General features: G+C 45.6%; 22 protein-coding genes and 1 riboswitch. Of the genes, 21 read left to right on the top strand and 1 reads right to left on the bottom strand.

The annotated features are described in order from the left end of the window. The first annotated feature begins 60 nt into the window (after positions 1-60). From AB4Z17_RS12365 to rsmI, 3 genes are all read left to right on the top strand, one after another. Complete coding sequence (locus tag AB4Z17_RS12365) at positions 61-462, top strand: initiation-control protein YabA (protein WP_441912676.1); 402 nt, start codon at positions 61-63, stop codon at positions 460-462. Positions 463-589: 127 nt separating this feature from the next. Continuing rightward, positions 590-1,258, top strand: coding sequence for a tRNA1(Val) (adenine(37)-N6)-methyltransferase (locus tag AB4Z17_RS12360; protein ID WP_076271322.1), 669 nt, complete (start codon positions 590-592; stop codon positions 1,256-1,258). Next, positions 1,255-2,136, top strand: a complete 882-nt coding sequence (rsmI, locus tag AB4Z17_RS12355; RefSeq protein WP_441912675.1) for a 16S rRNA (cytidine(1402)-2'-O)-methyltransferase — start codon at positions 1,255-1,257, stop codon at positions 2,134-2,136. The genes AB4Z17_RS12360 and rsmI overlap by 4 nt, the downstream gene beginning before the upstream one ends. 131 nt (positions 2,137-2,267) lie before the next feature. Here the strand turns inward: rsmI and AB4Z17_RS12350 are convergent, their stop codons facing one another. Continuing rightward, entirely contained in the window at positions 2,268-2,522 is a 255-nt protein-coding gene (locus AB4Z17_RS12350; RefSeq protein ID WP_054025791.1) for an AbrB/MazE/SpoVT family DNA-binding domain-containing protein, read from the bottom strand. A gap of 270 nt (positions 2,523-2,792) precedes the next feature. Between AB4Z17_RS12350 and AB4Z17_RS12345 the strand changes: the two genes are divergently transcribed. The 18 genes from AB4Z17_RS12345 (at position 2,793) to AB4Z17_RS12260 (ending at position 21,394) form a co-directional block, all read left to right on the top strand. Next, entirely contained in the window at positions 2,793-4,091 is a 1,299-nt protein-coding gene (locus tag AB4Z17_RS12345; RefSeq protein ID WP_441912674.1) for an HD domain-containing protein, read from the top strand. A gap of 17 nt (positions 4,092-4,108) precedes the next feature. After that, positions 4,109-4,882, top strand: coding sequence for a TatD family hydrolase (locus tag AB4Z17_RS12340; RefSeq protein WP_076271270.1), 774 nt, complete (start codon positions 4,109-4,111; stop codon positions 4,880-4,882). 184 nt (positions 4,883-5,066) lie between these two features. Continuing rightward, positions 5,067-5,247, top strand: a riboswitch (cyclic di-AMP (ydaO/yuaA leader). A gap of 248 nt (positions 5,248-5,495) precedes the next feature. Beyond that, the gene (locus tag AB4Z17_RS12335) at positions 5,496-6,644 is read left to right on the top strand and encodes a ubiquitin-like domain-containing protein (protein ID WP_441885280.1); all 1,149 of its coding nucleotides are present in this window, start codon (positions 5,496-5,498) and stop codon (positions 6,642-6,644) included. A gap of 124 nt (positions 6,645-6,768) precedes the next feature. Continuing rightward, positions 6,769-7,317 (top strand): ribonuclease M5, encoded by a 549-nt coding sequence (gene rnmV / locus AB4Z17_RS12330; RefSeq protein ID WP_076271272.1) that lies wholly within the window; start codon positions 6,769-6,771, stop codon positions 7,315-7,317. Between the two features lie 4 nt (positions 7,318-7,321). Then, positions 7,322-8,239, top strand: coding sequence for a 16S rRNA (adenine(1518)-N(6)/adenine(1519)-N(6))-dimethyltransferase RsmA (gene rsmA / locus AB4Z17_RS12325; RefSeq protein ID WP_441960003.1), 918 nt, complete (start codon positions 7,322-7,324; stop codon positions 8,237-8,239). Positions 8,240-8,315: 76 nt separating this feature from the next. Further along, the gene (gene yabG / locus AB4Z17_RS12320; RefSeq protein WP_441912672.1) at positions 8,316-9,200 is read left to right on the top strand and encodes a sporulation peptidase YabG; all 885 of its coding nucleotides are present in this window, start codon (positions 8,316-8,318) and stop codon (positions 9,198-9,200) included. 282 nt (positions 9,201-9,482) lie between these two features. Continuing rightward, a complete protein-coding gene (veg, locus tag AB4Z17_RS12315) occupies positions 9,483-9,758 on the top strand; it encodes a biofilm formation stimulator Veg (protein WP_053373389.1) in 276 nt (91 codons plus the stop codon). Between the two features lie 203 nt (positions 9,759-9,961). Continuing rightward, entirely contained in the window at positions 9,962-10,147 is a 186-nt protein-coding gene (locus tag AB4Z17_RS12310) for a small, acid-soluble spore protein, alpha/beta type (RefSeq protein ID WP_054025797.1), read from the top strand. Positions 10,148-10,284: 137 nt separating this feature from the next. Next, complete coding sequence (gene ispE, locus AB4Z17_RS12305; protein ID WP_339205863.1) at positions 10,285-11,139, top strand: 4-(cytidine 5'-diphospho)-2-C-methyl-D-erythritol kinase; 855 nt, start codon at positions 10,285-10,287, stop codon at positions 11,137-11,139. An 83-nt stretch (positions 11,140-11,222) separates the two neighbouring features. After that, complete coding sequence (gene purR, locus AB4Z17_RS12300; RefSeq protein ID WP_076271323.1) at positions 11,223-12,050, top strand: pur operon repressor; 828 nt, start codon at positions 11,223-11,225, stop codon at positions 12,048-12,050. A 51-nt stretch (positions 12,051-12,101) separates the two neighbouring features. After that, a complete protein-coding gene (locus AB4Z17_RS12295; RefSeq protein ID WP_235560998.1) occupies positions 12,102-12,500 on the top strand; it encodes a RidA family protein in 399 nt (132 codons plus the stop codon). Between the two features lie 130 nt (positions 12,501-12,630). Next, positions 12,631-12,912: a septation regulator SpoVG gene (gene spoVG, locus AB4Z17_RS12290; RefSeq protein WP_028609566.1), complete on the top strand. Its 282-nt coding sequence runs from the start codon at positions 12,631-12,633 to the stop codon at positions 12,910-12,912. A 319-nt stretch (positions 12,913-13,231) separates the two neighbouring features. Further along, entirely contained in the window at positions 13,232-14,629 is a 1,398-nt protein-coding gene (glmU, locus tag AB4Z17_RS12285; protein ID WP_441960001.1) for a bifunctional UDP-N-acetylglucosamine diphosphorylase/glucosamine-1-phosphate N-acetyltransferase GlmU, read from the top strand. Between the two features lie 296 nt (positions 14,630-14,925). Beyond that, entirely contained in the window at positions 14,926-15,576 is a 651-nt protein-coding gene (locus AB4Z17_RS12280; protein WP_441912670.1) for a 50S ribosomal protein L25/general stress protein Ctc, read from the top strand. 184 nt (positions 15,577-15,760) lie between these two features. Next, positions 15,761-16,321, top strand: a complete 561-nt coding sequence (pth, locus tag AB4Z17_RS12275; RefSeq protein WP_076271325.1) for an aminoacyl-tRNA hydrolase — start codon at positions 15,761-15,763, stop codon at positions 16,319-16,321. Between the two features lie 63 nt (positions 16,322-16,384). Next, entirely contained in the window at positions 16,385-16,615 is a 231-nt protein-coding gene (locus AB4Z17_RS12270; RefSeq protein ID WP_339205871.1) for an anti-sigma-F factor Fin family protein, read from the top strand. 109 nt (positions 16,616-16,724) lie between these two features. Then, the gene (gene mfd / locus AB4Z17_RS12265) at positions 16,725-20,252 is read left to right on the top strand and encodes a transcription-repair coupling factor (protein ID WP_441959999.1); all 3,528 of its coding nucleotides are present in this window, start codon (positions 16,725-16,727) and stop codon (positions 20,250-20,252) included. 71 nt (positions 20,253-20,323) lie between these two features. Beyond that, positions 20,324-21,394: a foldase protein PrsA gene (locus AB4Z17_RS12260; protein WP_441959998.1), complete on the top strand. Its 1,071-nt coding sequence runs from the start codon at positions 20,324-20,326 to the stop codon at positions 21,392-21,394. Positions 21,395-21,464 lie beyond the last annotated feature (70 nt).

Here is a 21,464-nt window from a genome sequence, read left to right as displayed (position 1 = left end):
GGCAGAGTGCGATTCTCACGGGTGAGGTTACACTCACGCTTGAAGCTCTGGGGTGGGAACTTGGAGAAGAACAATATTTTTGCGAAAATGGACGAGCTGGATAACCAAGTAGGTGTGTTCCATAAGGAGCTTACGGACTTGAAGCAGAAGGTAAAAGAACTGCTCGAGGATAATAAGCGTCTAAGTGAGGAGAACAACCAGCTGCGTCAGTTGTTTAAGAGAGAGGCTGAGCTAGAGCATGAAGTTGTTGCAGCTCCAGCCAAAGGAATTAAACCGGGAGCAAACAAAGAGGAACAGGTCATCACTGACCATGCATTCGCGGAAGCGGGAGCAGCTATTGGTGAAGGCCATGACAACTTAACTCGGTTGTATCACGAAGGATTCCACATATGCAACGTTTATTACGGGCATTTGCGGACGGAAGGCGACTGTTTATTCTGTCTATCCTTTCTTAATAAATAGTGGAATCCGTACGACATGCCGCCCTTGCCGCAAGGGGCGGTATTTTTATTAAATATACAATCAAGGAGCGGCCCAAATCGTGTCGGAACATATAACCTTAGCAGAAAACGAACGTCTCGATGATCTTATGACAGAAAATGGTTTAAAAATTATACAAAGCCGGGAAGTGTTCAGCTTTTCACTTGATGCCGTATTATTGTCACGGTTTGCAAGTGTGCCAAAGCACGGGCGAATTGCTGATTTATGTACGGGCAATGGTGTTATACCGATGCTTCTTACAACGAGAACAAATGCGCAAATTGATGCGGTTGAGATTCAACCGAGATTGGCGGATATGGCTAGAAGAAGCGTGATGCTGAATAAGCTGACGGAGCAAATAAACGTTATTGAGCAGGATTTGAAATTGTATCCTAAGATTGCGGGTAACGGGGTATATGATGCGATAACGGTAAACCCACCTTACATGCCAATAACAGCAGGTGAACAAAATGAAAACGAACATTATGCGATCGCAAGGCATGAGATTCATTGTACGCTGGATGATGTCGCAGAAGCATGCTCTAGGCTGGTGCGCCCTGGCGGTAAGGTCTCGATGGTTCATCGGCCTTCGCGTCTGCTTGATATTGTGGAAACGATGCGTAAATGGAGGCTTGAGCCGAAGCGGATTCAATTTGTTCATCCTCATGCAAATGCAGAAGCAAACATGGTATTAATAGAAGCAATGCGTGATGGGAAGCCTGACATCAAGCTTCTTCCGCCAATAATGGTATATGAGAATGGGGTGCAGATCGTTTGAATATACAAAAAAGCTTTGCCGATGCTTCCAAAGAAAATGTTGGAAGCCTTTATTTGGTCGCGACACCAATTGGAAATCTAGAAGATATGACTTTCCGTGCGATTCGTACATTGAAGGAAGTACAGCTTATCGCTGCTGAAGATACGAGGCAAACACGGAAGCTGCTTACACATTTCGAGATTGGAACTCGTATTGTCAGCTATCATGAGCACAATAAACAAGCCAGCGGCCCTGAGCTGATCAGATTGCTTCTAGAAGGGCAATCCATTGCATTAGTTAGTGATGCGGGTCTGCCGGCTATTTCTGATCCAGGTGCGGATCTGGTGAAGGACGCCATTGCAAATGGTATTTCTGTTATTCCTATTCCAGGAGCGAATGCAGCATTGTCTGCACTTATTATATCGGGTCTGCCTACGGATCGATTTTTGTTTGCTGGATTTCCGCCGCGCGAGCGAAAGTCATTAATGAAATGGCTGCTCGATATGCAAGCACAGAAAGGGACCCTGCTTTTCTACGAGTCACCCCATCGTATAAACAAAACACTTGATGCACTTCAGGAATGTCTCGGCGATCGCCAAATAGCATGTATCAGAGAACTGACAAAACGCCATGAAGAAGCGGTCCGCGGCCGAATTTCAGAATGTATAGCATGGTTTGTGGAGCATCCGCCGCTCGGAGAATTTTGTGTTGTGGTGGAAGGATCAGAGGGTGAAGGGGCAAGTGAGCTGCCAGCGGCAGATATTTGGTGGTCTGAGCTTGATCTTGCTGCCCATGTTGCTCATTATGAGGAACAATTTGATCGTAAGGAAGCCATTAAGAAGGTTGCGCTCGATCGAGGTTTGCCTAAACGCGAAGTATATAATGAAGTAAATAGATAGATGATTATCATATATGTGAAATAGTAGACAAAAAAAGACCTTCCTAGCCGGGTTCAAGCGCAGGAAGGTATCAAGGAGTATAAAAAAGGTTAGAATTAACAAGTTAATAAGTACAGTATAACTTATTTTTTTTATTTTGTCACAGGTGTTGGCATTTCTGACAAACAAACATGACAAACAATTTTTCCTTTGAAATAAGATACGTTTTCTGCGTTGCCACAGAAGATACATGCAGGCTCATATTTCTTAAGCATGATGCGCTCGCCATCTACGTAGATTTCAAGTGCATCTTTCTCGCCTATTCCAAGTGTACGGCGCAATTCGATCGGTATAACGACGCGTCCTAGCTCATCAACCTTACGAACAATACCAGTAGATTTCATCATAATCTATTATTGCCCCTCTCAAAATACGTTTCGTCATCGTTCGACATAGTTTTTGCTTTTATGATTACTATAATACCAACGATTACCATAATAGTCAACCAGGAATATTCCCCGGATAGCTGAATTCACAAGTATTTGACTAGTTAGTACGGTCATATTACTCTGTAATAGAATACAACAGCTTCGACAATTTGGAAACTAATTTCCGACACTATTCGACATGAAAATCATTTTTTGTGTCGAAAATATGAACAAAGGAGATGAGAGACGATGAAAAAACAGCTGACCGAAGAGAAAGTTTTTAAGGATCCTGTTCATCATTATATATATGTACAAGACCAAACGATTTGGGATTTGATCAATACAAAAGAGTTTCAAAGACTGCGCCGGATACGACAGCTAGGAACCTCCTATTTGACCTTCCATGGAGCAGAGCACAGCCGGTTTTCACATTCACTTGGCGTATATGAAATTACTCGAAAAATTATTTCTCAGTTTGAACGAAACAGCTATCCTGACTGGCCAGTCGAAGAAAAGCTAGTCTCGCTTTGTGCTGCTTTATTGCATGATGTTGGTCATGGTCCGTTCTCGCACTCCTTGGAAGAAGTATTCGACACGGATCACGAAGAGTGGACATGTAACATCATTTTGGGAGATACAGAAATCAATCGCGTGCTAAGTGCTGTATCGGAGCAGTTTCCTGCTCAGGTCGCTGCAGTCATACAAAAAAAATATCCAAAGCCGATTGTTGTTAGTTTGATTTCAAGCCAAATGGATGCTGATCGGATGGATTATTTGCTCCGAGACGCGTATTTTACAGGTGTTAACTATGGAACATTTGATTTAGAGCGCATTTTGCGCGTATTGCGTCCTTATAAAGGGCAAATTGTAGTTAAAGAGAGCGGTATGCACGCAGTTGAACATTATTTGATGTCTCGTTATCAAATGTATTGGCAAATTTACTTCCATCCGGTTACAAGAAGCTCGGAAATTATTCTACGTCAAATATTTCGTAGAGCACAGGAGCTTTACGTGGGTGGCTACTCCTTTCAGTGGATGCCTAAGCAGCTGAAATGCTTGCTTCAGAACACGATGACGGTGCACGACTATCTGAAGCTGGATGAAGCGCTCGTTCAGACCGCTTTCGCAGAGTGGGCGGAGGAGCATGATCCTATTTTAAGCGATCTATGTGAACGATTTCTGAACAGGCATTTATATAAGTACATTACGCTTGAAAACCCGGATGAAGAGCTGCTAAATGAGATTAGCGAATGTTTCTCTTCTATAGGAATGAATCCGGATTATCATATGGAAATCGATTTTCCATTTGACCTGCCGTATGACGTATATCGACCAGATAAAAAAGAAGGAGAAAAGAAAGAAAAAGCGCCGATTTTGTTGTTAGATGGTTTGGAAGATATAAGCGAAATATCCTCTAAATCCGACATTGTTCGTTCTATTACTGGCCTGCATCAAGGACAATATCATCTCTATTATCCAGAAGAGCCGCTCAAAAAAAATATTCATCAATTGCCGGATTCACTTCGTAAGCTTTTCAAACTCGATTGAAGGAGCATAACATCAACATGACATTACTTTTTGATACACATACCCATTTAGATTCGGAAAAATTTGATGAGGATCGCGACGAGGTCATCCAGCGTGCGAAGGATGCAGGCGTGCATATGCTTGTCAATATTGGTTTTAACCGTGAAACGATCCCTACAACGATGGCGCTAGCAGAGAAATATGATTTTATATACGCAGCAGTTGGTTGGCATCCAGTTGACAGTATAGATATGCTTCCAGAGGATTTGGAATGGATTGAGCGTCTATGCGCGCATGAGAAGGTTGTCGCCATTGGTGAGATTGGACTCGATTATCACTGGGATACTTCTCCAAAAGAGGTACAACAAAGGGTTTTTCGTGAGCAAATTCGTCTTGCTCGCAAGGTGGGCAAGCCAATTGTCATTCATAATCGGGATGCTCATGAGGACATTATTCGTATTCTTCAGGAAGAAAATGCAGCAGAGGTTGGCGGTGTCATGCATTGCTTCTCCGGCAGCTGGGAAACGGCTAAACAATGTCTTGATATGAACTTTTATATATCATTTGGAGGACCCGTTACTTTCAAAAATGCAAGGGTGCCAAAAGAGGTGCTTAAGCAGGTTCCGATCGACCGAATTTTGATCGAAACCGATGCTCCATATTTAACTCCTCACCCGTTCAGAGGGAAGCGAAATGAGTCCTCTTACGTCTCTTTAGTTGCAGAGACAGCAGCCGAATTATTGGGCAAAACGGTAGAAGAAATAGGCGTAATTACGACTGAAAACGGTCGAAGATGTTTTGGTATTGTCTAAAAACGAGAGGAATAATGAGAAATAGAGACCTTTATCGCGTAAAAACTAATTTTTATAGCGATAATCGCTTATTTTTTCCTGCTTTATCCTGCTTTTTCGCTTAAATCGTCTTTTATCGTATCTTTACAATTGACCTCGTATGAAGGTATGATTCATCTCAGAGCAATAAAATTTTGTATTGGATTTCCAGTTTACGCTTAATCTCCATTCGGAGAGCGGGGGAACCATGTACGGTTTTTGAAACCGTATTTTGAATTCTTCAGGGGTGAATTTCGAAGCCATTGCCATGAGCATTGTGTAACGAATAGGGCGACTCTCTTGTCCGAATCCGTCAGCTAACCTCGCAAGCGTTATAGAGAGTGATCAACCTCGTGCATCCATTTTTCTGTATCCCAGTGAATCATTTAACCGGGAAGCCACGAAACAGATCCTCTGTCGACGGCTTCTTTTTATTTTCGAATAATCGGGAATTTGTCGACATAGGGATAAAAGATGGGGGTGGGAGGATCGATAGCAGTACTGGATTGCGTGCTCGCACGCCAATATACTATAGTCGCGTCAGTTGTATCATGCGTAACACTTGGCGGCGGGGCTATGAAGGAGGACCGATGAAGTGGGAATACTCCAGGTTAAGGACACCCATGGGAAACGATCATCCAGCATGTCTTTCGCATTGCGATGGAAGCGTGAAAACTTGCGTTTGATTCTTTTGAGTGCTACTATCTCAATCGCTATGACTTTCATGTTTTTGGTGTTGTTGTACGGAACGGCTGTCAAAAGCGTCTCCGTAGTAGTGAACGGACAAGAAACCATTGTGGAAACGAAGCAATGGGTCCTGCAACGCCTACTGGATGAACAAGCTATCGCAATTGGACCACATGATGAGGTGTCCATACCGCTTAATGCGGCAATAAAGGACGGAGATCGTATAGAGGTGACTCATGCGATACCGGTAATTGTGAAGGCTGATGGCAAGACCTCTACTGTATATACGACAGAGAGAACAGTGCAGGCAGCGATCGAGGAATTACATATTCCAGTTCGTGGTCAAGATAAAGTAATACCTCCGCTTCATACCGTTTTGGACAACGAATTGACTGTAACCGTCGTTCGCGTAGATAAGAAGGTAGCTGAGACAGAGCGTGCAATGCCATTTTCTATTGTGAAGAAGAACGATCCAACGCTGGAAGCGGGCAAGCAGAAGCTTGTTCAACCCGGCAAGGAAGGTCTGATCGTAGAGAGTATCGAGAAGCAGTACGAGGACGGTATTCTTATATCGAAGAAGATGGTCAGCAAAGTGGTTGAAACCGCTGCGGTTAATCAGGTTGTCGCCATCGGAACGAAGAAGGAAGAGCCTAAAGTATCTGTGCTCTCAAACAAGAGCCCGAGCTTTACTTCGCTTACGAAGAGCGGTGTAACGTTTAAGGCGAGAAAAGTACTTAAAAATGTCACGTTGACTGCTTATTCTGCAGACCTCTCTTCAACAGGCAAAGATGAAAGCCATCCGGAATACGGGATTACATCATCAGGCACTCGTGTGCAAGAGGGTCGGACGATAGCTGTTGATCCGAAGGTTATTCCTATCGGTTGGTGGGTTTATATTGAAGGAATCGGTTTCCGCCGCGCTGAGGATAAAGGAAGTGCGGTTAAAGGCAACAAAATCGACGTATACTTTGATAGTACAAAGATTGCGAACAAATTCGGCAGGAAAAAAGGCATCACCGTATATGTGCTGGGGCCGAATAAACCAACTGCAAGCTAATTGTGCGGTTACCATCATCTTATCGCAATAATCAATTAAATATGCCATCATAAGGAGAGGCACTGCCTCTTCTTTTTGCATGTCTAAGGGTCTAATACAGTTTATGTAGAAGGGGATGATCTTGGTGATCAAAGAGATCATTGTCGTTGAAGGCAAAGACGATACCGTTGCAATAAAAAGGGCGGTAGATGCAGATACCATAGAGACGAATGGTTCCGCTATCGGTGAGGATGTATTGAAGAGGATTGCGCTGGCCAATGAGCGTCGCGGCGTTATTATATTCACAGACCCTGATCATGCAGGAGAACGCATTCGCAAGATTGTTGCGCGCCATGCGCCAGGATGCAAGCATGCTTTTTTGCCGCAGGAGAAGGCTTTGTACAAAGGGGACATCGGCATCGAAAATGCGAGTCCCGAAGCTATTCGTGCGGCGCTCTCTGAGCTCCGTACAGAATCGGCAGATGAAGCGGGAGAAATCAGCTGGGAAGACTTAATGGATGCAGGTCTTATTGTACATCCTGATGCGTCTAATCGTCGCTTGGTTATAGGCAAGCTGCTCGGAATTGGTTATGCGAATGGCAAGCAGTTCTATAAGCGCTGTACAAGCTTTCGGATTTCCAAAGCAGAGTTTACGGAAGCTTTCCGTCAAATGGAAAAGGAACTGGAGGGATAGCTGAATGAGTCAAGAGCATAGTGAGCTTAGCAAGGAAACGGTAAAGCCATCCGCGATAGAGGTGGCTACGCCCAAACGCRCCAAAGAAATCATTGCGAAATACGGTTTTTCCTTCAAAAAGAGTTTGGGACAAAACTTTCTGATCGATCAAAATATACTGAATAACATCGTAGCGGCAGCTGAGCTTGATGAAACGAAGGGCGCGCTTGAAATCGGCCCCGGTATTGGCGCGCTCACACAGCGGCTTGCCAAAGCGGCTGGTAAGGTGACGGCTGTCGAAATCGACAATAGGCTCATTCCGATTTTGAAGGATGTGCTGGAGGGCGAGGAGCATACAACCGTCATTCATGGCGATGTGCTTAAGCTTGATTTGAAGAAGCTGTTCGAAGAGCAGTTTGCGGACGTAACAGGTGTAAGTGTTGTTGCCAACTTGCCTTATTATGTGACAACGCCAATTCTTATGAAGCTGCTTGAAGAGAAGCTGCCGCTTGAGCATATCGTCGTCATGATTCAGAAGGAAGTCGCGGAGCGGATGGCAGCGAAGCCAGGCGGCAAGGAATATGGCAGCCTCAGTGTAGCCGTTCAATATTACTGCGTGCCTAAGGTTGTCTGCATGGTGCCTCATACGGTGTTTATACCGCAGCCAAATGTAGATTCAGCCGTTATTAAGCTGTCTTTGCGTGACAAGCCTGCTGTTGATGTACCCGATGAGGATCATTTCTTTAAAGTTGTGCAAGCCAGCTTTGCTCAGCGACGGAAGACACTGGCGAATAATCTAACTGCATTCGTGGGCAAGGAGCGCCGCGAAGCATTAACGGAAATGCTTTTAAGCAACGATATTGACCCTATAAGACGCGGTGAGACGTTGTCGCTCGAGGAATTTGCGCGGATTAGCCGCAGCATGCTGGAGGCCGGCTGGTAGAGCTAGGCCGTTTCATCATAAAATACTCACCATTCGCACGTTCTGCCCATAGGATAGACGAAGAGGTGATTTACCCATGAAGCAAGGGGACCTGGTCGTCCGCAAATCGTATGGCGGTGACGTGCTGTTCAAGGTTGAGGCTATTCGTACACATACTGCCGTTCTGAAAGGCACGGATTACCGATTGCTTGCGGATGCTCCGATTCCTGATTTGTCGGTCATACGCGATCCAGAAACGACAAGTGCGGTGCAAGAAGTTCGAATTAAAGTGAATAATTCATTAAGACGCATGCATTCTGAACGGGAACGTCAAGCGGTTGAGAATGAGGAGCATATTCGGCATGCGCTGCAGCAGACTCAACCATTCTTTGAAGTGCCAGGAAAGGTACTTCACCTTGATGGTGATAGTAATTATTTGAAGAAGAGCATGCAGCTGTACAATACGATGCAAGTTCCTTCCCACGGTCTCCATGTGCATGAGTCTCAGATGGCTGATGTGCTTTACCGTCTGCTGCCCCAAATTCAACCGGATATTGTCGTAATAACAGGTCATGATGGCGTACTGAAAAGCCGTTTGCCCATGGATCTGTACAGTTTAAGCAGCTATAAAAACTCACAACATTTCGTTAATGCCGTACGCGTCGCTAGAGAATATGAGAGAAGCCGTGACGGGTTGATCGTTATTGCAGGTGCTTGCCAATCCCATTTTGAAGCGTTGCTGCAAGTGGGCTCAAACTTTGCAAGCTCGCCAGGACGAATATTGATTCATGCGCTCGATCCTGTTTATATAGCGATTAAAGCAAGCTATACATCCATAAAAGACACGATTAACTTAGCAGATGTCATTCATGGTACGATAAGCGGAATTGACGGCGTGGGCGGTATTGAGACAATGGGCAGCTTCCGTGTAGGTCTGCCAAAGCCAAAAATTACGTCACCGAACTCTGTATTAAAGCAGTAAGAGATAACGATATGTTCTGAAGGGATGAATAGAGACTATTTTCAGGCTGAAAATAGTCTAATCAAACATGTCTTTTTCGCCACAATTTTGTATCAAATGTTACGTTTAAATTGAATCAACTTCTTAATATGTATATTTTTTGCTTCGTTATGTATGGTTTTTTAAAAAATGGGTGAAATCACCGTTGACAAGTAAATATACCGACTGATATAATATTTTGCTTTGTTTGACAACCCTCCTCCTTTTGGTTATAATGGACAAGGAAAGAGGTGGTAGTGGACAATGGCAAAAAATGCGCTATTGGATATTAAACGCAGCTTGGAAGCTCATGTTGGCTCCAAAATCCGTCTTCGAGCGAACGGTGGACGACGAAAGACCATCGAACGAACCGGTACGTTGGAAGAAACCTACCCTTCTGTTTTCATTGTAAAGCTGGATGAAGAGCAGCATGCCTTTAAGCGTGTCTCTTACAGCTATGCGGACATACTGACTGAGTCGGTGGAAGTGACCGTATGCAATGATGAAGGTCAAGTCCGTATCGCCCATTTGCAACAATAGAATATATATCGCCTAGTGAGGCATGTTAGCGCAGAATAGCATCTGCGCTTTTTTTTTGCGTCCATTCATTTAGCTTTGCGAAAAGAAGGCGGCCATTTCCATCTCCGTATGGTCGCTTGTCAATTGAAGCATACTACCTGTGCAATAGTGACAGCCGTATATTTTGATTAGAATGACGTAAATTCGAATATGGAGGTAATGAAATGGGTCGCAGAAGACGCGGAGTAATGTCTGAGGAATTGAAATATGAGCTTGCCAAAGATCTTGGTTTTTATGATACGGTGCAGCAAGAGGGCTGGGGAAGCATACGCGCGAAGGATGCCGGAAATATGGTGAAACGCGCAATACAAATCGCTGAACAGGCTGCTGCCAAAACAAATCAACCCTAAGTGACGGCTCCTATTTATACGTGAAAAAGCTAAGCGGATGACTGTCGAAAAACATTCGATTGTCATCTCTTAGCTTTTATTGCGTTGGTTTGATATAATGATGCTTAAGCTTACGAACGAACGGGTGAACTTATCAGATGAAAATTTATGAAAAAGCTCCTGCCAAAATTAATTTATTGCTCGATGTACTCCGCAAGCGTGATGACGGCTACCATGAAGTCGAAATGATTATGACCATGGTTGACCTTGCAGACCGACTTGAAATGGAAGAGCTACCTAGAGATACGATCATTATTTCAAGCCAAGTTGGATACATACCGTTAGATGAGAAGAACTTAGCGTTTCAGGCAGCTAGGCTTATTAAAGACCGTTATGATGTTAAGCAAGGCGTATATATTCATTTAGACAAAAAGATACCAGTCGCTGCGGGACTCGCTGGCGGAAGCAGTGATGCTGCTGCTGCTCTGCGAGGGCTAAACCGTTTGTGGAAGCTGCAGATCCCTGAGGACGAGCTGTGCAAGCTAGGCGCAGAGCTTGGCTCTGACGTTCCGTTCTGTGTAACAGGCGGCACTGCAATCGCAAGGGGACGTGGTGAGAAGCTTGAACATATCGCCAATCCTCCGCAATGCTGGGTTGTACTTGCCAAGCCGCCAATCAATGTATCGACGGCTGACGTATATGGCAGATTCCGCGCAAATGAGCTTAAAGAGCATCCATCCATTTCAAATATGGTTGGTGCACTTGAGCGCGGCTCTTTTGCCGATATATGTGAAGGACTTGGCAACGTACTCGAAAAAGTTACGCTGGATGTGCATCCTGAGGTTATGCAGCTGAAGGAAAGTATGATTCGGCTTGGTGCCGACGGTGTGCTTATGTCTGGCAGCGGGCCTACTGTATTCGGCCTTGTGTCGAAGGAAGCCAAGCTTCCTCGTATTTATAATGGGCTCCGCGGTTTCTGCAAAGAAGTATATGTGGTAAGAATGCTCACATAAGGCTGACGTTCTCCTTGATTAAATCCGTATAAAAATGTTATATTTACATTATAATATTCGGATTTAGGTGGGGGGAGATGTGTTTGAAAAAGTTGAAACGGAGCTCGCGGTTGGTAGAGATGACCCAATACCTGTTAAGTCGACCCCACACGTTAATTTCACTGACAGCATTTGCTGATCGATATCAATCGGCAAAGTCTTCAATTAGTGAGGACCTGGCGATCATAAAAGAAGTGTTTGAGGAAGAAGGTATCGGCGAGCTTCATACACTTGCAGGAGCAGCAGGCGGAGTAAGATATACGCCTAAGATGCAAGAAACGACGGCTCTTACCATTATGACAAGCATATGCCGCCAGTTAGAGCAGCCTGAAAGGGTCCTTCCCGGCGGTTATTTGTATATAACGGATATGTTAGGCCAACCGGAGCTTCTCGCGGATGTCGGCAGAATGTTTGCAACTGCGTTCGCAGACCGGAAGATCGACGTCATTATGACCGTTGAGACAAAAGGAATACCTCTAGCTTACGCTACAGCTGCGTGCTTGAATATTCCGGTTGTTATTGTACGGCGTGACAATAAGGTAACGGAAGGCTCTGCAGTGAGTATCAACTATGTATCAGGATCAACCAAGCGGATTCAGACGATGTCACTCGCACGCAGAGCGCTTAAGGAGCAATCCCGCGTTCTCATTATCGATGATTTTATGAAGGCAGGCGGAACGATCCAAGGCATGATGGATTTGCTGTTTGAATTTAAAGCTATCGTCGCAGGCGTTGGCGTATTTGTTGAGTCAGGCGAGGTAGAACTCGAGGAACGGCTTCTTGAGGACTATGTCTCACTAGCTAAACTGACGGCTGTTGATATGAAGACAAAACAAACGACGGTAATTCCAGGCAATTATTTTAAAGAATAGATACGTGTAAATGAGAGCTTATTACATCTTGTTAGGAAGGCTGGGACCATCATGACAACAAAGCAACAAATGCAAGTGATTGCAACGGACAAAGCTCCTGCAGCAATCGGACCTTATTCGCAAGCGATTAAGCTCGGAGGATTATTGTTCACTTCAGGACAAATTCCGCTCGATGCGGCTGGGCAGCTTGTTGATGGCGGCATTGAGGAACAAACTCATCAGGTGTTTAGAAATCTAGAGGCCGTGCTTGATGCTGCAGGTGCCAGCTTTCAGGATGTCGTAAAAGCGACCGTATTTATGAAAGATATGAATCAATTTGCAACGGTAAATGGTATCTACTCCTCTTACTTCGGAGAGCATAAACCGGCTCGTTCGGCCGTGGAGGTCGCAAGGCTGCCAAAGGATGTTCTTGTCGAAATAGAGGTCATTGCATCGACAATTGTCGAATGAAAACGAAAAAGATTCAAAATAAAAAAAATATTTTAAATTGAGTATGAATTTACCAAAAATGTAGAAGGAATTGGCACAAAAACGTGGAAGTATACACCAAGTCTCTGATAGACAAAGGTGGTGAACACAAGTGCAAATTACTGATGTCAGACTCCGCCGTGTAAATTCCGAAGGGCGTATGAAGGCAATCGCATCCATTACTATTGATAATGAATTCGTTGTTCACGATATTCGTGTCATCGATGGAAACAATGGTATGTTCGTTGCAATGCCAAGCAAACGTACTCCGGATGGAGAATTTCGGGATATCGCTCATCCGATCTCTTCAACCACCCGGGAGAAAATCCAGGCTGCTGTTCTCGCTGAATACGAGCGCGCAGCAGAAGAAGTTGCGATTGAAGAAGGAGCTTAAGGCACTGCATTTTATGTTTTTGGGGTTGATTGGAGAAGAGAGCCATGGCTCTCTTCTCTTTTTTTTGCGAGAGGTGATTGCTAAGCATGTGATTACGTGCGACTTATCTTTTTACTATGAAACGAATAAGTTGTAGTGTAGAATGACAGGCAGCGATTCCATACACTTGGAAATCGAGCAACATATTCGTATAATGGAATAGGATGTACGACTTGAATCATTGCAGCTTTCAGCGTTTGCTGATGAAGATAGCACTTTTTTCACACTTATAAAGCTATACTAAAATAATCATTTATTGCAGGTCTAGGGGGTCTTTCATTTGAAGGTTATGGCGATTGTGCTTGCTGCAGGACAGGGCAAGCGTATGAAATCGAAGTTATATAAGGTGCTGCATCCGGTGTGCGGCAAGCCGATGGTAGGCCATGTGCTTGATGTTGTGAAGGAAGCGGCTGCGGAGCGCGCGGTCGTTATTGTAGGTCACGGGGCTGAAAAGGTTAAATCGTATTTGGGCGATGGCGCTGAATACGTCTTGCAGGAGCAGCAGCTCGGTACCGGCCATGCGGTGCTGCAAGCGGAAGCACTGCTTGGCGGCGAGAAAGGTACGACGATTGTGATTTGCGGCGATACCCCGCTTGTGCAAGCATCGACAATTGAAGCCATGCTTGAGCTGCATCATTCGAGCGGAGCTGCTGCAACGGTGCTGACAGCCGCTTTTGACGATCCTACAGGCTATGGCCGCGTTATCCGCGGTGAAGATGGCACTGTACAGCGGATTGTTGAACAAAAGGACTGCTCAGCTGAAGAAGCGGCAGTTAAAGAAATTAATACAGGCACGTACTGCTTCGACAATGAGAAGCTGTTCGCTGCGCTTGCTAAGGTAACGAGTAATAACGCGCAAGGCGAGTATTATTTGACGGATGTTATCGGAATATTCCGTGAAGCGGGCGAATCTGTTCAAGGCTACTGCACGAAAGATGTGTCAGAAGCCATAGGCGTGAATGACAGGGTGGCGCTTGCTGAGGCAGAGCGTTTTATGCGCGATCGAATTAACCGCAATCATCTGCTTGGCGGCGTCACTTTGATTGATGCTTCCTCAACTTATATAGAAGCGGGTGTTCAGATTGGATCTGACACCGTCATATATCCAGGCACAGTACTTCGCGGGTCAACAATTATCGGAGAAGATTGTGTTATCGGTCCTCAAGCTGATATTGCGGACAGCACGATCGGCAACGGCGTCGCGATTAAATATTCAGTTGTTTCTGAATCGGTAATTGGCGATACAAGCGCTGTGGGGCCATACGCTAATTTGCGTCCAGGCTCGAAGCTTGGCGTTGGCTGCAAGGTTGGTGACTTTGTGGAGCTCAAAAACGCATCACTTGATGATGGCAGCAAAGTATCGCATCTAAGCTACGTTGGTGACGCTAAGGTTGGCAAAGACGTTAATATCGGCTGCGGCGCCATAACGGTCAATTATGACGGTTACAATAAATTTGTAACGGAAATCGGCGATAATGCCTTCATCGGCAGCAATGTCAATTTGATTGCACCATTGAAAATTGGCGATGGCGCATATGTTGTTGCCGGCTCTACGGTAACGCATGATGTACCTGCTGGTGATCTTGCGATCGCACGCGAGCGCCAAGTAAATAAATCAGGTTATGCGGATAAGATCCGTGGACGTGCAAAAGCAAAAAAAGAAAAGAAGCAATCATAATACCAAATGGTTGATATAGAGATGCAGCGACGAATTCAGAGGATGAATTCGTTGCTGCATCTTTTTTTATGYATATGTCGTTTAAAGTTTAATTTTTGGCTGTAGTGGGTAAGTTATAGGGAAATCAAAACAGAAGCGAGTTTTTGCTTCACAAAACCTAAGTGTATGCTTACGAAGCAAGTTTTGCTTCACAAAACTAAGCGTATGCTTACGAAGCGAGTTTTTGCTTCACAAAAACCTAAGTGTATGCTTACGAAGCAAGTTTTGCTTCACAAAACTTTTGGGAGGTAATCAATATGGCGATAGCTATGAACGCGGATCAACGAACTGGCACGACGAAAGGTGAGTTGCGCCAATTGCGGCTCCAAGGGAAAATACCGGGCGTTATTTATGGTAAACAGTTGAATGATGCAGCACAGGTCATGGTGGATAGTAAGGAATTGCAGGCTTTGCTGCGTTCTCAGCCGAATGCGGTGCTTGAAATTAATATTCCATCCCATGGAAAAACCTCCGTTATGATCGCAGAGGTGCAACGTGATTCTTTGAGCAGGCAAGTACTGCACGTTGATTTCCATCAAATTAATATGAACGAAAATGTGCGGGCGAACGTTCGTATTCATGCAGAAGGCGATTCTCAAGGTGTGCGCGAGGGCGGTATCTTGCAGTTGATTTTGCATGAGCTTGAGGTGCAATGCTTGCCGGGCAGTATTCCTGATTCTATTTCCGTCGACATATCGTCGCTGGAGATTGGCGGAAGCATACTCGTAAGCGATTTGTTGCTGCCGAGCGGTGTGGAATTACTAGCCGAGCCTGAGCAGGTAGTTGCAACGATTCTTGCGCCGCAAAAAGAGCTTACAGAAGAGGAAGCAGAGGCTGCTGCAGTGGAGCTTACAGAAGCAGAGTCACGCTCTAACGAAGCGAAGCTTGAGGGCGTTAAGAGTCTGTAGAATCTCTTTTGAGAAATTACGTATACTACGCAGTACCGAGCATATTCAGGCGCCGTCCTTCATCAGGGCGGCGTTGTTTGCTTTTTGGGGAAAATAGAATGAAAGTTCTGACGCAGAACGGCTTCCGATGTTTACGCTTGTAATAGATTATGTTACATTTGTCCGTAAAGGAGTGGAGTGAGCAATGAGGTGGATTGCAGGACTTGGCAATCCCGGTGCTGCTTATCAAGGAACCCGGCATAATGTCGGATTTATGGTTATTGATGAGCTCGCAAGGCGCTGGGGCATTAGTGTAACGCAAAATAAATGCAAGGCATTAATCGGAGAAGGCAACGTACAAGGCACGAAGGTTGTCCTTATTAAGCCGATGACATATATGAATTTGTCTGGAGAGTCAGTAAGATCATTTCTAGATTACTTTAAGGCCGAGGTTCAGGACGGCTTAATCGTTTATGATGATTTGGATACGGAGATCGGCAAGCTTCGCCTTCGCTATCAAGGAAGTGCGGGCGGGCATAACGGAATTAAATCATTGATTCAGCATTTGGGCACGCAAACTTTTGACCGCGTTCGTATGGGCATTTCACGACCGCAGCCAGGCATGAACATTGCGGACTATGTGCTCTCCACGTTTCCGAAGAGCGAGCATGAGAAATTGTCTGCTATGGTTGCAGATGCATGTGATGCTATTGAGTTTAGATTGAAGGCGCCTTTCGAGGAGACAATGGCAAAGTTTAACCGATAATCTGTTAGAAAATGATTATGAGGGCATACTGAAGGATATAACTACCCTTCAGGAGGCATACATATGGCAGTAAACTATATTTGTCGGCACTGCAGAACATCGATGGGGTCGCTTAGCGGGTCAAATATAACGGAGCATCAACTGGGCTTCCATTTCTTGACCCCCGAAGAACGCAGCGATATAATAGCGTATGACCCAAATGGGGATGTAACGGTAAAAGTGGTGTGTGATTATTGCCGCGAGGCGATTGATGCGAACCCAGAGCTTCATTTGGTAACTAGTCCTCTTCAATGACGGAAAGTGAATAGTATGAGCCTTAGCAGATGGCTGAGGCTTATTTTCAATGTACAGGGAGCGATCGTATCACTCTCCGATTGTGTAAAGAAACGGGGTGTCGCAAAAGTTGAAAGCTTTAATTAATGCTTTTGCCGCGGATACGGACGTTCAGTCCGTTATATCCGGTATTCGTAAAGGCATGCGTGAGCAGATGATATCTGGCCTCGCAGGCTCTTCCAGACAAGTGCTCATTGCAGCGCTGCGGGAGGATGTACAGCGTCCTATGCTTGTTGTGACGCATAACATGTTCTCTGCGCAGAAGATTGCGGAGGACTTGCAGGAATGTCTTTCGTCAGAAAATGTATTATTATATCCCGCAAATGAGCTGGTAGCTGCAGAAGCGGCGATCTCGAGTCCTGAGACGCTTGCGCAGCGAATGGATGTGCTGATCAAGCTGTCCCAAGGCTATCGCGGGATTGTTGTCGTGCCCTTCTCCGGCGTTCGGCGCTATTTGCCTATAAGCAGTGTTATGGCTGAAGCGCAAGTAGAGGTTCAAGTGGGCCAGTCACTGCCGATAGATGCTTTTCTGCGGCAAATGACCGCTCTTGGCTATACACGGGCTGACCGCGTAGAATTGCGCGGCGATATGAGCGTACGCGGCGGGATTGTAGACTTCTATCCGCTTACGGCTTCACAAGCGTACCGGATCGAATGGTTTGGCGATGACGTTGATTCCATACGTACCTTCGATCCAGCAGATCAACGTTCTTTGGATCGCTTGGAATCTTATGTGGTTCCGCCATGCCAAGAGCTGCTCGCAGACGGACACCGGATGGAGACTGCGGCAAATCATGCGCAGCGGCTGCTGGAGAAGCAGCTCGATAAGATGACAGATCGTACAGCCAAGGATCGACTTCGCACGGAGCTGGGCGGAGAGATTGAAAGGCTGCGCGAGCATGTTTATTTTCCGGAAATTTATAAATATATTTCGTTGTTATACCCAGAGCGTCAAACGATTCTTGACTATATGCCAGCTGACACGCTGCTCATACTAGACGAGCCAACGCGTTTAATAGAGACAGCGAAGCAATTGGAGCGGGATGAAGCGGAATGGTCCATGCATTTGCTGCAAAACGGCAAGTCTCTTCCGGATCTTGCTCTTGCCCGCGATACAGAGGAGATTTTGCATCACCGTCCGTTTCCAACGCTTTTCTTGTCCTTATTCTTAAGGCAAATCCCGCATTCGCAGCCGCAAAATATATTGAACATGACAAGCCGCTCGATGCAAAATTTTCATGGGCAAATGAATGTGCTGAAGGCAGAAATGGAACGTTGGCGCAAGACGGGTGCCACAGTAATGATGCTTGCCGGCAACGCAGAGCGCATGGAACGCATGCGCCGAGTTCTTGACGACTATAGCATTGAGACGCCTACTCTGCTAGAAGGTAATTTGCAGTCCGGTTTTGAGCTGCCATCCTCTCACCTTGTTATTATTACTGAAGGCGAGATGTTCTCCCAAAAGCAGCGCAAAGCCCGGAAAATGGATAAAAAAGTGGATAATGCCGAGCGTATTAAGAGCTATACGGAGCTTAAGGTCGGTGACTATGTCGTTCACCATAATCATGGTATAGGCAAGTATGTAGGCATTGGCACGCTAGAAATAGCAGGTATTCATAAAGATTATTTGCATATTCTCTATGCTGGCGGCGATAAGCTGTCTGTTCCAATCGAGCAAGTGGATATGATTCAGAAGTATGTCGGCAATGAAGATAAAGAGCCTAAGGTTAATAAACTCGGCGGTAGTGAATGGACACGGGCAAAGAGCAAAGTAAAAGCATCTGTTCAGGATATTGCTGATGATTTGATCAAGCTGTATGCGGAGCGGCAGACGGCACCGGGGTACGCTTTTGGACAAGATACGTCGTATCAGAATGAGTTCGAAGCGATGTTCCCTTATGACGAGACGCGTGACCAGCTCAGAGCGATCGAAGAGATTAAGAAGGACATGGAGAAAACCCAGCCGATGGATAGGCTATTATGCGGAGACGTCGGTTATGGAAAAACCGAGGTTGCCATTCGTGCTGCCTTCAAATCAGCAATGGACAGCAAACAGGTAGCGGTGCTTGTTCCGACGACTATTTTGGCGCAGCAGCACTATGAGACATTCCGCGAGCGTTTTGCGGGTTATCCGATTAACGTTCAGGTGCTCAGCCGTTTCCGTTCACGCAAGGAACAAAACGAAACGATGAAGGGATTGAAAGCGGGAACAGTAGATGTCGTTATTGGGACGCATCGACTGCTGTCGCAGGATATTATTTTCAAATCACTCGGCCTTCTGATCGTGGATGAGGAACAACGTTTTGGCGTTTCGCATAAGGAGAAGCTGAAGAAGCTGAAAACCAATGTCGACGTGCTTACGCTGACTGCAACACCGATTCCAAGAACGCTTCATATGTCGATGCTTGGCGTGCGGGACTTGTCTGTTATTGAAACGCCGCCGGAAAATCGTTTCCCTGTGCAAACTTATGTGGTGGAATACAGCCCGTCCCTCGTACGGGAGTCGATAGAGCGCGAGCTGGCACGTGGAGGTCAAGTCTATTACTTGTATAACCGTGTTCAAGGCATCTACCAAATGGCGGAGCAGATCAATGCGCTTGTACCAGGTGCTAGAGTTGCGGTCGGCCATGGGCAAATGTCAGAGCAGGAGCTGGAGAAGACCATCCTTGATTTCCTCGATGGTGAATCCGATGTTCTGGTAAGCACCAGCATTATTGAGACAGGCGTCGATATTCCGAACGTGAATACGCTTATTGTGCATGATGCTGACAAAATGGGGCTCTCTCAGCTGTATCAGCTGCGCGGCCGCGTTGGTCGTTCGAATCGTATTGCATACGCTTATTTCACGTATCAACGGGATAAGGTGCTTACGGAGGTTGCGGAGAAGCGTCTGCAATCCATCAAAGAATTTACTGAGCTCGGCTCAGGCTTCAAAATCGCAATGCGCGATCTATCGATTCGTGGAGCGGGCAACCTGCTTGGGGCGGAGCAGCATGGCTTTATTGCTTCGGTAGGCTTCGACATGTATTCGCAAATGCTGGCTGATGAGATCGCGAAGCGCAAAGCGGAGATGAGCGGCGAAGAAATCAAAGAAGAGAAGCCAGTTAGCATGCTTATTGATATTAGCGTAGATGCTTATTTGCCTTCGGATTACATTTATGACAGCATCCAAAAAATTGAGATCTATAAAAAAGTGGCTGCTATCCGAACGTTCGAAGAGGCAGATGATGTGATTGATGAGCTTGTGGATCGTTTTGGCGATTTACCGCAAGCGGTAAGCAATTTGCTCGCAGTGGCTAGATTAAAAGTGTATGGCACGATGTACGGTATTGAGCAGCTCAGCGGCAAAGGTGATGATCTGCTGCTTCGTTACGCAGCGAGTGAGAAGCGAAGGATTGACCGTAAGAAGGTGGATCAGCTTTGTCTGAAGCATGAGAACCGCTTTAAGCAGGGCAGCGAGCAGGAGCCAAACCCAAGTATTTTGCTGCGCGCCAAGGGATTGAATATGGAGCAGAAAATTCATATGATTGAACAATTTTTGCAAGCGTACAAGGATGTTCTCCTTTATAAAGACGAATTGCAAGATGCGACAACATAGACAAGATTCGCTTTATACGCCCCTTTTCTGATACAATACTATCAAGTTCTCAATATGAAAGGGGATTCAACATGTTACACAGTTCACGCAAATCGGCATGGCGCAAAGGCGCGCTGCTTATCGTGGCAGTCGTGCTGGTCTTGACGATGGCGGCATGCGGCGGCGCGAAGGAAACAGAAGTTGCAACCTATAAAGGCGGCAATGTGACAGACAAGGAATTCAACAAGTATTTGGATGTATTTACGGTAATGCAGCCAGCGTATGCGCAAGTTATTGAAATTCCGCAATTTAAGGAGCAGCTGCTCCAGCAGTATATTTCCTACAAAATTTTAAGCGGCCAGGCTTCTAAGGAAGACGTTAAAAAGGCTGAAACAGAAGTAAAAGAACAAATGAAGCAGTACAAAACAGCACTTTCCCAAGATGCGGAATTGAAAGCTGCTGTAGATGCTAAAAAATTAAAAGACAAAGATATGGAAAACTATTTGCTTATGACTTCCAAGCTTGTAGCTCATATGAACGCTCAAGTAACTGAGGAAGAAATGAAAGCAGAATATGAAAAGAACGGTGTTAACTATGCAACCGTTTCTGTTCGCCACATCTTGGTATCAACCAAAACAACGGATCCAACTACACAAGAAGAGAAAGAAATTCGCACGGATGCAGAAGCTTTGGCTCGCGCTAAAGAAGTGAAAGACAAGCTGGCAGCAGGCGGAGATTGGGCTGCCCTTGCCAAAGAATATTCCGACGATCCAGGCTCGAAGGACGCAGGCGGTCTATATGCGGACAAGAAGAATGGCCAATGGGTGGAAGAATTTAAACAAGCTGCTTATAAACAAGAAATTGGCGTTATCGGCGAGCCTGTGAAAACAGATTTTGGCTACCATGTTATCCTTGTTGAGAAGCGTGATACGCCAGCATTTGATAAATTAACGGAAACAGACAAAGAAGCAGTAAGAGGTACTGTTGCTTCTGAGAAAATGAACAAATATATGACAGACGAGCTTCCTAAGCAAGAAATCGTCATTAAGCTTCCAAAAGCAAGTGATACTCCTGCTAGCGATGCTCCTGCTGGTGAAGAAACGCCGGCTACGGATGCTCCAGCTACAGATGCTCCTGCTACAGAAGCTCCTGCAACGAAATAAGTGCAAATCAAACATGTCAGACCCTTTAACCATTCACCGGTTAAGGGGTCTTTTTCTGAAACTATGCTGA

This window comes from Paenibacillus sp. TAF43_2 (genome assembly GCF_052113545.1).
Taxonomy (GTDB): domain Bacteria; phylum Bacillota; class Bacilli; order Paenibacillales; family Paenibacillaceae; genus Pristimantibacillus.
This window is presented reverse-complemented; position numbering and strand designations above follow the sequence as displayed.